This window comes from Pseudoalteromonas sp. S3431, assembly GCF_000690035.1.
GTDB lineage: Bacteria > Pseudomonadota > Gammaproteobacteria > Enterobacterales > Alteromonadaceae > Pseudoalteromonas > Pseudoalteromonas fuliginea.
The window spans coordinates 1-11,860 of record NZ_JJNY01000029.1 but is presented as its reverse complement, the minus strand read 5'-3'; the positions used below and the strand labels follow the sequence as shown (position 1 = coordinate 11,860).

General features: G+C 37.7%; 13 protein-coding genes. 9 read left to right on the top strand and 4 right to left on the bottom strand.

The window, feature by feature from the left end; all coding sequences use genetic code 11:
• Positions 1-144: 144 nt before the first annotated feature.
• Genes DO88_RS11855 through DO88_RS11865 form a run of 3 tightly spaced genes read right to left on the bottom strand, consistent with a single transcriptional unit; the run spans position 145 to position 2,638 of the window.
• Complete coding sequence (locus DO88_RS11855; protein WP_007376770.1) at positions 145-645, bottom strand: DUF3299 domain-containing protein; 501 nt, start codon at positions 643-645, stop codon at positions 145-147.
• A 14-nt stretch (positions 646-659) separates the two neighbouring features.
• Entirely contained in the window at positions 660-1,955 is a 1,296-nt protein-coding gene (locus DO88_RS11860; RefSeq protein ID WP_033038689.1) for an ABC transporter permease, read from the bottom strand.
• Positions 1,952-2,638: an ABC transporter ATP-binding protein gene (locus DO88_RS11865; protein WP_033038688.1), complete on the bottom strand. Its 687-nt coding sequence runs from the start codon at positions 2,636-2,638 to the stop codon at positions 1,952-1,954. The genes DO88_RS11860 and DO88_RS11865 overlap by 4 nt, the downstream gene beginning before the upstream one ends.
• A 389-nt stretch (positions 2,639-3,027) precedes the next feature.
• On the opposite strand from DO88_RS11865, the gene DO88_RS11870 reads away from it, so the two are divergent.
• The 8 genes from DO88_RS11870 (at position 3,028) to DO88_RS11905 (ending at position 10,919) form a co-directional block, all read left to right on the top strand.
• Positions 3,028-4,131 carry a phosphoribosylaminoimidazolesuccinocarboxamide synthase gene (locus tag DO88_RS11870; RefSeq protein ID WP_033038686.1) on the top strand — a complete coding sequence of 368 codons (1,104 nt, stop codon included), beginning with the start codon at positions 3,028-3,030 and terminating at the stop codon, positions 4,129-4,131.
• A gap of 122 nt (positions 4,132-4,253) precedes the next feature.
• Positions 4,254-4,910 (top strand): methylamine utilization protein, encoded by a 657-nt coding sequence (locus DO88_RS11875; protein ID WP_033038684.1) that lies wholly within the window; start codon positions 4,254-4,256, stop codon positions 4,908-4,910.
• On the top strand, positions 4,903-7,218 hold the full coding sequence (locus DO88_RS11880; protein ID WP_008137361.1) for a bifunctional diguanylate cyclase/phosphodiesterase: 2,316 nt from the start codon (positions 4,903-4,905) through the stop codon (positions 7,216-7,218). The genes DO88_RS11875 and DO88_RS11880 overlap by 8 nt, the downstream gene beginning before the upstream one ends.
• Complete coding sequence (locus tag DO88_RS11885; protein ID WP_033038683.1) at positions 7,205-8,038, top strand: DUF3034 family protein; 834 nt, start codon at positions 7,205-7,207, stop codon at positions 8,036-8,038. Before DO88_RS11880 ends, DO88_RS11885 begins: the two co-directional genes overlap by 14 nt.
• Positions 8,038-8,457, top strand: a complete 420-nt coding sequence (locus DO88_RS11890; RefSeq protein ID WP_007376778.1) for a group I truncated hemoglobin — start codon at positions 8,038-8,040, stop codon at positions 8,455-8,457. Before DO88_RS11885 ends, DO88_RS11890 begins: the two co-directional genes overlap by 1 nt.
• 64 nt (positions 8,458-8,521) lie before the next feature.
• Entirely contained in the window at positions 8,522-9,586 is a 1,065-nt protein-coding gene (locus DO88_RS11895; protein WP_033038682.1) for a CDP-glycerol glycerophosphotransferase family protein, read from the top strand.
• Positions 9,587-9,656: 70 nt separating this feature from the next.
• The gene (locus DO88_RS11900; RefSeq protein WP_007376780.1) at positions 9,657-10,082 is read left to right on the top strand and encodes an adenylyltransferase/cytidyltransferase family protein; all 426 of its coding nucleotides are present in this window, start codon (positions 9,657-9,659) and stop codon (positions 10,080-10,082) included.
• Positions 10,083-10,085: 3 nt separating this feature from the next.
• Positions 10,086-10,919: a sulfurtransferase gene (locus tag DO88_RS11905; RefSeq protein WP_033038676.1), complete on the top strand. Its 834-nt coding sequence runs from the start codon at positions 10,086-10,088 to the stop codon at positions 10,917-10,919.
• Positions 10,920-10,968: 49 nt separating this feature from the next.
• Here the strand turns inward: DO88_RS11905 and DO88_RS11910 are convergent, their stop codons facing one another.
• Positions 10,969-11,328, bottom strand: a complete 360-nt coding sequence (locus DO88_RS11910; protein ID WP_033038674.1) for a DUF5522 domain-containing protein — start codon at positions 11,326-11,328, stop codon at positions 10,969-10,971.
• A gap of 43 nt (positions 11,329-11,371) precedes the next feature.
• Here DO88_RS11910 and DO88_RS11915 point away from each other — a divergent pair, with 43 nt between their 5' ends.
• Positions 11,372-11,698: a hypothetical protein gene (locus DO88_RS11915; protein WP_033038673.1), complete on the top strand. Its 327-nt coding sequence runs from the start codon at positions 11,372-11,374 to the stop codon at positions 11,696-11,698.
• Positions 11,699-11,860 lie beyond the last annotated feature (162 nt).

Below are 11,860 nucleotides of genomic sequence, written 5' to 3'. Positions count from 1 at the left end.
CACTATAACGTCGTTAAAAATTTTTTATTTAGAATAACTAGATACAAAAATTTTCGCCTAGTTCTAGCGTAATTTTCTTAACGTTAAATAGGTCCCATATATAAGCAGATTGGTATAAATTTATCAGCAGTTCAGGTTAGTTAATTAAAGTTCAAATGGCGCAACGCCAACTGCCTTCATTTTATAGCCTACTTGGGCTATTTCGCCTGACCACGTTTCTGTACTTATAATGCCAGTTACAACGATTGCGTCATACAGGCTGTCTATAGGTACGCCGCCTTTAATAGTTACATGCACAATTTGATTTGGCGGCGGTGGCGGGACGTGTATACATGCACCAAAATATGGGACGAGTAAAAACTCAGTAATAATTTCACTGTCACCTTCAAGTGGTACTACAAAGCCTGGTAAGCTTACAGACTGACCGTTTAACGCTTTAACTACAGGTGCGTCTAGATCGGGTTGCACCCAATTTTGATCGCTGCCTTCGTGATTGGCTTGTGCTTGTGTGTCTATTTGCACGTGATTTTTAGGGATTAAGTCTTCCCAAAAAATCTCTTTTGGTGGATTTGCATTACTTGCAAAACTTACGAGTAGTAAATTAATAGTAGTAATATATTGAAAAGCTGTTTTAAAAAACGTCATGGGATACCTAAAAATTATGTTTTTATACTCATGCCATCGCTGAGAGAATAAAAGTAAGCGCGTGTGGCAGGCACTAAACCAATAATAAAACCAGCTACCATAATAACGCCTATTAATGTGAGTTCATAGTAAGAGAGCATCGCTATATTTACGCTAATACCTGCATGGCTTTGTAGGTAGCCGGCACCTAAATACATAACTAAATAAAATAATGCACAGCCAACTAAGCAGCCTAATAAAGTAGTTAACAGTGACTCTATGCTTATAAGTGTGAATAATTGCCAAGGGCGGGCACCTACCGAACGTAATATAGCAAGCTCACGGCGACGTTGACTTAGGTTTGCAAGCAGTGTGGTTAGCATGCCTAGTAAGCTAACAAGTACGACGATTGCGGAAAATAGTTGCAGTGTTTTTTCTACTATGGCGAGCATTTGCCATAATTCTTTCAGTGTTACGGTGGGCATAATACCAAGCAATGCTTCTTGCTTATATTGATTTATATTGCGCCTAATTTGCAATGTGTATAGCGGTGATTTAAAACCCATTAAAAATGCAGTGATTTGTTTTGGATGACCGATAAGATCGTCATGCTCGTCATGTTCGTCATGTTCGTCATGTTCGTCATGTTCGTCATGTTCGTCATGTTCGTCATGTTCGTCATGTTTAGTGCTAGCTCTGGCATGTATTAAATCGATAGCGGCAAGCGGTATGTGTAACGTTTTATCAACAGGTGTGCCGGTGGGATTTAAAATACCGACGACTTTGAATGGGTTGTCGTCATGATGATGAAAGCTAGTATTGCCCATACCGTGTGATATAACGATATGATCGCCAAGTTTATAACCTAACTTGTTGGCTACGTTGCTCCCCAGTACAACCTCGTTAATATTTAAAAATGGATGGCCTTGGTTAAAGCTTAAGTTTTGTTTTTTAGCAAAGCGGTAATGTTCAAAGTAGTCAAGAGTAGTGCCAAGTACAGCTTGGCCTTTATGGCTGTCGCCTAGGCTTATAGGTATGCTCCATTTTACGCCTCGCTGATTGGTTATATATTCATAACTTTGCCAGCTTACGCCGTTGTTGGTATGGCCAATTCTAAATACCGACGCAAGTAATAATTGAATATCACCAGTGCGTGCGCCCACAATTAAATCAGTGCCCGAAATAGTATTACTAAAGCTACTTTTAGCATCAACTCTTACACGCTCAATACTTAGCAATAACATAACGCTAATTGCAATAGTAAACAGTGTTAAAAATACGCTGGCACGACGATTTAATAAGCTTTTATAAGCCAGTTTAGCAAGGATCATATTTGCTCCTGCAAATGGGTTAAATCTATTGAGCGATCGAATAACGGTTTTAAGCTTTCGTCATGACTTACAAATATTAAGGTGCTGTTTAAATGCAATGCCTGTTCAAATAATAACGTTATAAAGCTTTCGCGGTTATTTGCATCAAGTGCTGATGTTGGCTCGTCAGCTATTATTAGCTCAGGGTTACCAATAAAAGCACGGGCTGCTGCAACACGTTGTTGTTGGCCAATACTGAGCTGTGCTACGTTTTTATGATGGTATTGCTCAATTAAGCCAAGTGCGTTTAATAAGCGCTCAGCTTCTTTGTGTAATGTTATGGCGTGTTTAAGTGCTTGGCTTTGCCGTACTTTAGAAAATTGACACCCTAAAATGACATTTTCGATAGGTGTTAAATAAGGTAATAAATTAAAGTTTTGAAAAATGGTGCCAATATGGTCGGCTCTAAATGCATCGCGCTTGGTATTACTTTGTGTGTTTAGGCATTGATTTAAAATATACACATCACCGCTGGTGGCTGTATTAATTCCCGTAAGTAACGCTAATAAAGTAGATTTTCCTGAACCGCTTGGGCCATATAAAAAAATACGTTCGCCTTTTTCTACAGCCAGCTCTGCAATCCTTAGAGTCGGTTTTTTATCGTTTTTATGCCATTTAAAAGTAACGTTTTTTAGGCTGATCATTAAATGTATACCTGTATAAATCTGACGAAGATAAACTCGGGTTAAGAAACTAACTAAGAGGTTGACCTGTAAATATAATTAAAGTTGCTTTTTGTTAGTCAAAATTTTTAAATGCAAACAAGGCGAATTTACGCGTCAATAGTGGGCCTATTGCAAGTGAATTCAACGCAGTTAGCGTTGAAAATAACTGCTTAAGATTGATTTACTATCCAGAGTTCAGGTTATTTAGCTTACCCGTAAAGTTTACCTTATCCCAACAAGCATATAAATATGTGCCTTTATTTGTTTTAAGCATCCGATTGAGCTTTAGGGTTGGCTAGATTATTATACAACCCACATAACCCCATACCATACTTTGCTCAAAGAGCATCCCTAACCCCGGAGATAGCATGACTAGCTATAAAGTTTTAGATGTAAACGATGATTTACCCATTCGTACCAAAGGTGAAGTACATAGCGGTAAGGTTCGTTCAGTTTATTGGCTAACCGATGAAGACAGCGCGCGATTAATTAGCGACAAAGGCTATAAAGTACCTGCAGGCACTGAGCTTGCAATTATGGTTATTTCAGACCGAATTTCGGCGTTTGATTGTATTTGGCAAGGCGAAAACGGGTTAAATGGCGTGCCAGGTAAAGGGATCGCCCTTAACTCGGTTGCATCGCATTGGTTTAAATTATTTGATCAAGCAGGCCTTGCAGGTAACCATATTGTTGATATTCCGCATCCTTACGTATGGATTGTACGCAAAGCCAGTACAGTAAAAGTAGAAGCGATTGCACGCCAATACATTACAGGCAGCATGTGGCGCGATTACGCAAAAGGCGTGCGTAATTTTTGTGGTATTGATTTACCAGAAGGCTTAAAAGCAAACCAAAAGCTTGATAACGTTTTAATTACACCCTCAACAAAAGGTATTATTGAAGGTGTTGCCGACATTCCACCTGTTGATGATGTAAATATCACGCGTGCTAACATTACTAATAACTTAGATGTATTTAACTTTAAGTCGGCAGATGATGTAACTAAGTACGAAAAACTGCTAGTTGAAGGCTTTAAGTTAATTAGCGATGAGCTTGCAAAGCTTGATCAAATTTTTGTGGATACAAAATTTGAGTTTGGTTATGTGGAAGATTTAAATGGCGCGCAGCAACTTATTTATATTGATGAAGTAGGCACGCCTGATTCGTCACGTATTTGGGATGAAGCCGCTTATCGCGATGGCAAAATTGTCGAAAATTCTAAAGAAGGCTTTCGCCAGTTACTAATTAATAATGTGCCAGAAAGCGATGTATTATTAAATAAAGACCGTATGAGTGAACGTGAACAACTTGCTAAAGATTATATTTTACCAGAATCAGTCATGCTTGAAGTGTCAAATACCTATGTAGGTATTGCGAGTAAAATTGTTGGCAAAGATATTGTTATACCTAGCGATCCTCGCCAAGAAGTAATTGCTATTTTAGATGCTGAATACGGATTGATTGTAAAATAACACGACTAAAGGATGGCTTAACCTAGTTACTCGGTCTTTATTTGTGGTTACTGGGCTATAATTCTTGCAATTAGTGCTCGTCTCTAATTAACTTAGCTTAACGTTAATAGTTTGGTGTTGTTATGTTAGAGCGAGCATTGCAAAAAATTGCAAAAAATCGTTGTTTTTTAGCGATAGGTTTGTTTTTTAGCCATTTTGCTTTGAGCGCAAATATTGATTTAGTTATACAAAACCAACATGGGCAAGCATTACCAGATGCGGTGGTTGAGCTAAATCAAAATAATATAAAGTCTGCTTTTACACCAAAGACGGTTGCGACAATGGATCAAGTTAATAAGCAATTTTCACCTGAATTATTAATTGTTCAAAAGGGGCAGCAAGTAAATTTTCCTAATAGCGATAATATTCGCCATCATGTGTATTCTTTTTCACAAGCCAAGCCTTTTCAGCTAAAATTATATTCAGGGCAACCAAAAGACCCTATTGTATTTGATAAGCCCGGTGTGGTTGTTTTAGGATGCAATATTCATGACTCTATGATTGGCTATATTTATGTGGCAGATAATGATCTTGTTTATAAAACAGATGAAAGAGGGCGTGTTACTTTGCCAGCCACTTCTTCTGAGGTGACTGTATGGCATCCTCTTCAGCGTGCCGCATTGGAGAATAAAAAAATAATTACTATTAATTCTCAAACTCAGCTTTTAATAACCATAAATACTTCGGTCCCAGAGCTTCGAAATACATTTGGCAGTAAATTTAAGGCCCAAAATGACTAATAGTTTAAAAAACCGTATAACCATACTCTGCGTTGGCTTAGTGCTATTAACCACTGTGGTTAGCTTATTTAGTTTTTGGTGGTCTACGAGTAAATTCCAAGAAGAAAAAGTTAACCAAGATATAAGCGTTGCCCAAAGTGTATACAAGCAATACTTAAAGTCAAAAGAGAGCCTATTATTAACCGCCGCTAAAGTACTTACCTCTGACTTTGGCTTTAAACAAGCTGTTGCTACACGAGACGCCGGTACAATAAGTAGCGTATTATTTAACCACAGTCAGCGTATAAACGCCGAGCTAATGTTGTTAATTGATTTGTCGGGTAAATTAATTTCGGCTAATACTAGCGAAGATATTTACGGGCATGATTTACAGCCGCTAATGAAAGAATTATTAAGTACTTCGGAGCAATCTAGTTTTGTTGTTTTAAATAACGAACTTTACCAAGTGATTTTACTTCCCGTTAAAGCGCCACGTACAGTTGCTTATAGTTTAGTTGGATTTAAAATAAATAACGAAGTGGCCGCCGAGCTTAAAAGCTTAACAGGTATGGATGTAAGCTTTATAGGCAGTGCGGATAATTTAGTTATTAGCTCTTTAGTTAAACGCCCAACCCCTTTCGAACCTGTGAACTATTTTAATACATTAACCACATCACGCTTTTTTGGTGAATATTTAGTGTATCGCAATCGTGATATTGATTTACCGTCGCTACTTTCTCACCCAATAGTTATTTTACTCAGTGCCGATTTAACGCAAAGTTACAGTGATTTTGAAAAGCTATTTTTTACATTAATGATATTGGCTATTTTAACCATGTTTGTAGGTGTTATAACAAGTAGCTTATTAGCAAACAACCTTACTACTCCTTTATCTCAACTCGCTGTTATTGCTAGGCAATTTGCACAAGGTAACTATAGTTTCGAATTTAAAGGAAAAAAACAAAGTACAGAAATAACGACCCTAGTTGATGCATTTAATAGCATGGGTAACGATATTAATGAACGTGAGAAACAAATTAGTTTTCAGGCTCGCCATGACTCCCTTACAGGGTTTTATAATCGTTCAGCAATGCTAGATGTGTTGGGGGATGAATTAGATGCAACGAATGAATACACACTTGTTGCTATTGATATTAAGGGTTTGCGACACATAAACGATAAGTTAGGCCCTCGTGTTGGGGATGACTGTTTAAAAGCGGTAGCAAGTCGTATTAGTGAGTTTTCTGATGAGCTAGGTGGTTTTCATGCGCGAATTGGCGGCGATGAATTTTTAACGGTATTCCCAGCAACTGCAGCACAAGAGCTAAAAAGTGGCATTGACGGCTTAATGATGCAGTTACAGGCTTGCTATACCATTCAAAAGTTAAAAATTAATTTACGGTTTAGTGCCGGTATTGTGCAATACCCAGCGCAAGGTATTACTAGCGATGATTTAATGCGCCGTGTATTGATTGCTGTCGACAGTGCTGCGAGCGATCATGAAAGTATTCATTATTATCAAAGTGGCGAAGATGAGGCGCATTTAGAGCGCTTAATAATGCTTGATGAGTTAAAACAAGCAATTATTGACGATGATGGCCAATTATTTATGACCTATCAGCCTAAGTTGCATATGAAAACGCAAAAAATCGATAAAGTTGAGTCGCTTATACGCTGGCAACGAAAAGATGGTAGCTGGGTTAATCCAGAGCTATTTATTGATTTAGCTGAACAGTCGGGGCTTATTGTTGAGCTAACCGCGTGGGTGGTTAATACCGTTGTTGCACAGGTAGCTAACTGGCAATCAAAAGGCATTGAGTTACAAGCCGCTATTAATGTATCGGCGCAAGATATTGCCTTTTCGGGATTTCATTCAGCTTTGGTCAGTACGCTTGAAAAACATAAAGTAGACCCTAAGTTGATTACGATTGAACTTACCGAGCGCGATATGATCGAAAATGAAGAGAAAGGTATTAAAGCACTCGAAAACTTAAAGGCAATTGGCGTTAAAATATCACTGGACGATTACGGCGTAGGGCAAACGTCACTTGGGCGCTTAAAAATGCTACCTATTGATGAGTTAAAATTAGATAAGTGTTTTATTTTAAAACTTGATGAGTCACAAAAAGATCAGTTTATTGTGCAGTCTTCGATTACGTTAGGTCATCAATTAGGGTTTTCTGTTGTTGCTGAAGGGGTCGAAACATTGGGGTCTTTAGAGTTGCTTAAAAATATGCAATGCGATCATGCACAAGGCTATTATTTAAGTAGACCGTTAAAAGCTGAATTACTTGAAGAATGGCTTCTAGATCATTATGTATCACATTAAATATTGGAGCGTAGTTGCCTTTTGTTTAATGAGTTTACCGTGTGTAGCCAGCAGTGGAAAACTGCTTGCTACTCCTGGTGTGTCTCAAATTGAAGGCAATGCGGGTGGAGGCATTGTACCTTGGGCGCAACTAGCTGGTTATGCCAGTGATGATGAGTTTTCGATAAATGGCTTTTGTAGCCGGGCAGATGTAACCGATTACACTCTTGATGTATGCGGTGCCCAGTTAAACTTGTTTAATCGTGTTGAATTTAGTTACGCAATACAGCAATTTGATGTACCAGCATTCAATGCGCAGATAGAGCAAAATATTAGCGGCGTTAAAGTTCGTTTATATGGGGATATTGTTTACAGTGAGTGGCCACAATTAAGTGCAGGGATTTTACATAAATCACTGGATGATGGTTCTATTGCACAGTTAGTTGGCGCGAAAAGTACCAGTGGAACCGATTTTTATTTAGCGGCCAGTAAATTACATTTAGGCGCGATTGCAGGTTACAACTGGTTTTGGAACTTAACGACACGCTACAGCGAAGCAAATGAATTAGGCTTGCTAGGCTATGGTGGTGAAAGCGACAGTACTAGGGTGTTGTTTGAAGGCAGTACTGCACTTTTTTTAAGCCGTGAATTGGCCGTAGGTGTTGAGTATCGTCAAAAAGCGAATAACCTTAATTTAGGCGAACAAGATTGGAAAGATGTATTTGTGGCTTGGATACCAAATAAGTACGTGAGTGTGACAGCGGCTTACCTTGATTTAGGAAGCATTGCAGGGGCTGACGATCAAACAGGTTGGTATTTATCGGTAACAGGGTATTGGTGATGCAAAATATAGCCGTATTTTTATTATGCGCAGGGTTATTAGTAGGCTGTGCAAATAAACCTGCACTGTCGCTTTATCAGCAGTTAGATGGAAAAGCAGGTATAGCTAAGCTTGTTGATAGTTTTATCTATCAAATAGGTAACGACGAGCAAGTATTTCATTACTTTGAACACGCTAATATTACGCATTTTCGTGATGGTTTTATTTCCCATATGTGTATGTTATTTGAAGGCCCATGTGAGTACAGGGGCGATTCTATGATTGCTATTCATACGGGTATGAATATATCGGAAAAAGACTTTAATCATGTGGTCGATTTACTCGTTAACGCAATGAATGAGCAAAATATTAGTTATAACGTGCAAAATAAAATACTTTCAAAAATGGCACCACTACGTGGTGGAATAATAAAAATATAAGTACCTTGGTTTTTGTTATGTGGCTTTCAATGTAGAATATAAAGAAAACAACTGTGGCGATACTATGAATATAATTTTTGACACTCAAAGCCTTTATTACCTTCCTCAGTACATTCCAGTATTTAAAAAGTTATGCGAAAAAGGCATTAAAAGTCAGTTTGTTTTTTATAAAAATAGTCATCAGGATTTGATTCAAGGTGTTATAGATAACTACAATTTAGAACATATATGGGTTGAAAATCAGCTACAAGCTATTGATTACTACGAGCAAGAAAAATCTGATTGGGTATTTTTTGCTAACTCATTTTGCCATCTAGAACGTTTACATAAGGTATCTAAAAGTGCTCAGCTTGGACATGGGATCGGCCCTAAATCAAGTTATTACACTAAATCTAGCCAAGCTATGACTGCACGTTTTGTGGAAGGTGAATACAGATTAAGCCGCTTACAGAGTATGTACCCTGATGATACGTTTATTGATGTAGGTTTTTGCAAATTAGATCCTATTTTTAATAATGAAGAAATTGATGGAGCACTCTCATTAGAAGGCTTTAGTGATAAAAAGCAGACCATTTTGTATGCGCCAACATTTTATCCAAGTAGCTTAGAACTGTTTCCTGAAAACTGGCCTGAACATTTTAGTGATTACAATATTTTAATAAAACCTCATTATTTTTCGATTAGTAAAGAAAAGTATAAATGCCATTTAGCGCTGCTAAATCACTGGTCTACTTTCCCAAATGTTTATTTGGCTAAGGTTGAGGATTATTCTCTGGTGCCTTTTTTAGATAAAGCCGACTTGTTGATTAGTGATGCATCGTCAGCTTTATTTGAATTCGCACTATTAAATAAGCCGGTTATTTGGTGTGATTTTTTAAAGTTGAGATGGAGCTATAAAGGAATTTTTTCTTTTCGTTTTAAAAAACGTATGGACCGAGATTACGGGGAATACGCAAATATTGCGGTGCATGCTAGTAAATATAAAAATCTAAAAAAACTAGTTGTAGAACAATTAGCTAAACCAGAAAAGCTAGCTAATACTAGGTTAGCTTTATCGGAAAAACTCGCGGGCAAGTTAGACGGCAAAGCGAGCCAAAGAATTGTTGAGTACATAATTGAAAATAACTAAGCTAACTGGACGTTACTATATTTTATAAAAGGATTTCTTAAACTTAAAAATAATAAACTAGGTTTGTTAAATGAAAAAAATTGGATATACAACGGGTGTTTTTGACTTATTTCATATTGGTCATTTAAATATTCTTAAAAGAGCAAAATTAGAGTGTGATTACCTAATTGTAGGTATAACAACGGATGAGTTAAGCCAGTCAGCTAAAAATAAAAAGCCAGTAATTCCCTTTCAAGAGCGCATGGAAATAGTTGAAGCAATTAAGTTTGTTGACGAAGTTGTCCCGCAGGTTAATTATGATAAAGAAGAAGCGTGGAACAATTTAAAGTTTGATAAAATGTTTGTTGGTGATGACTGGAAGGGCACTGAAAAGTGGCAAAAGATTGAAGCTGACTTTGCAAAGTTTAATGTAGAGATATGTTACTTTTCGTATACATCTCATACGTCGAGTACAATGTTAAGAAACGTATTAGATAAAATAAATAACACGAAATAAATCATGAAAAACCTTATCTCCTGCCAGCAATTACAGACGCAACTTAATGACCCTGCATTAGTGATATTTGATGCAGGTATGCTGCGTCCAGGTGTTTTGGGTACTTATTCGCCGCAAGCAATGCTCCCTAATGCTAAACGTTTTGACATAAAAAACGAATTGGCTGATAGGTCAAACCCCTTACCAAGTACGATATGCAGCGAGCAGCAATTTACTCATGTTATGCAAAATGCAGGCGTAAATAACGATTCTTTTATAGTTGTATACGAAGATGGCGGTTTATTTAGCGCAGCAAGAGCATGGTGGATGTTTAAAGCTATGGGGCATCACAATGTTAAAATACTCAGCGGTGGTCTTAAAAAGTGGTTGGAGTACGGCTACGACGTACAACAAAGTTATAGCGAGGCTGTAAGTGCTGGTGATTTTGCGGCAAGCTATAATTGTGAGTATTTTATTAATAATCAACAAGTGCTTAACGCAATAGATGATCCTAATACTTTATTGCTTGATGCACGTGCTTATAAACGTTTTACTGGTGAAGAAAGTGGACCTCGTAAAGGTATACATAGCGGGCACATTCCTAATAGTCGCTCGTTGCCTTTAATGAATTTACTAGATGACGGTGAAGCCAAACCACTTTCTGAAATTAAAGCGATATTTAGTGACGTAATTGGTGATGTGCAGCAGTTACAGTTTAGCTGTGGCTCAGGTATTACAGCCTGTGCTTTGGCGTTGTTTGCTGCTGAATGTGGTTACAGTAATTTAAGTGTTTACGATGGCTCGTGGAGTGAATGGGGCGCAAGTGATTCGTTTCCAATTGCTACGAACGAGACATAAAACAGCTGTAGACGTAGAGCTTGCTCACGTTAAAAGCGCAGCTTTTGGTTTATTTTTTATAACCATAAGGGCAATTTTTACAACCGTTTTTACAACACGAACCGCGCTTTAAAAAAAACCACTTACTAAATATCATGTAACCACTTTGCATGGTGTAATCGAGCCCTTCAATTAAATTGTCGTTACCTCTAAATTGCTTTGCAAAGTTTATTTGGGTTTTAATAGGCTGTGTATAAACACCCTCTAAAAAAATATTTATTTTATTAAGCGTGCACTTGCGGCATAAACAACTTGTTGCTGTGATATCAAGCGGTAAAATAGCTGGCAGCTCATTGCACCAACACGCTGATATATCGTCTACATTACACGTTAGAGTACTGTGGCATTGAGTGCAGTTAAGTTGAGTCATTATAATTCTTTTTAGTAACAGTGAGCCAAGAATAACAAATATTATGAATACACAAAAAGCATTAGCTGAATTTATTACGTTTGGTGAGCATAGGAATGAAGCTATATCGGTTATCGTTTCAAGCCCTGCTGACAGCAATAAAACTCACTATACTCTCTCAACCGAGGTTTTAATTGATGTGCTTAAACGCTGTTTAAGTAACGAAATAGACTTAGATGATTTAGAGCTTTGGGCAAACGTAATTGAATCGCGAGATGATATTGATTGTACTGAGCATGAAGGTTTTATTTATGCGCTCAGTAATAGCGAGCAAATGGGAGAGCTTAATCATCAAAAGCTTGCTCAAATAGTTGCGTTAGTAAAAGTTTGATTTGTTTAAAAAGCGAGGTATAAAACCTCACCTACAACATACACCAAACCGTAGGTGCGAATTTATTTCGCGCTCATGTAACGTGGCTTGGGTGCCAAAAAGCGAGGTATAAAACCTCACCTACAACATACACCAACCCCGTAGGTGCGAATTTACTTCGCG

Excerpts from the sequence above, each read along its gene's own strand:
- DO88_RS11865 (WP_033038688.1), bottom strand. The coding sequence starts at position 2,638 with ATGATCAGCCTAAAAAACGTTACTTTTAAATGGCATAAAAACGATAAA.
- DO88_RS11910 (WP_033038674.1), bottom strand. The coding sequence starts at position 11,328 with ATGACTCAACTTAACTGCACTCAATGCCACAGTACTCTAACGTGTAAT.
- DO88_RS11890 (WP_007376778.1), top strand. The coding sequence starts at position 8,038 with ATGCAAAATATAGCCGTATTTTTATTATGCGCAGGGTTATTAGTAGGC.
- DO88_RS11855 (WP_007376770.1), bottom strand. The coding sequence starts at position 645 with ATGACGTTTTTTAAAACAGCTTTTCAATATATTACTACTATTAATTTA.
- DO88_RS11875 (WP_033038684.1), top strand. The coding sequence starts at position 4,254 with ATGTTAGAGCGAGCATTGCAAAAAATTGCAAAAAATCGTTGTTTTTTA.
- DO88_RS11915 (WP_033038673.1), top strand. The coding sequence starts at position 11,372 with ATGAATACACAAAAAGCATTAGCTGAATTTATTACGTTTGGTGAGCAT.
- DO88_RS11885 (WP_033038683.1), top strand. The coding sequence starts at position 7,205 with ATGTATCACATTAAATATTGGAGCGTAGTTGCCTTTTGTTTAATGAGT.
- DO88_RS11900 (WP_007376780.1), top strand. The coding sequence starts at position 9,657 with ATGAAAAAAATTGGATATACAACGGGTGTTTTTGACTTATTTCATATT.
- DO88_RS11870 (WP_033038686.1), top strand. The coding sequence starts at position 3,028 with ATGACTAGCTATAAAGTTTTAGATGTAAACGATGATTTACCCATTCGT.
- DO88_RS11895 (WP_033038682.1), top strand. The coding sequence starts at position 8,522 with ATGAATATAATTTTTGACACTCAAAGCCTTTATTACCTTCCTCAGTAC.
- DO88_RS11905 (WP_033038676.1), top strand. The coding sequence starts at position 10,086 with ATGAAAAACCTTATCTCCTGCCAGCAATTACAGACGCAACTTAATGAC.
- DO88_RS11860 (WP_033038689.1), bottom strand. The coding sequence starts at position 1,955 with ATGATCCTTGCTAAACTGGCTTATAAAAGCTTATTAAATCGTCGTGCC.
- DO88_RS11880 (WP_008137361.1), top strand. The coding sequence starts at position 4,903 with ATGACTAATAGTTTAAAAAACCGTATAACCATACTCTGCGTTGGCTTA.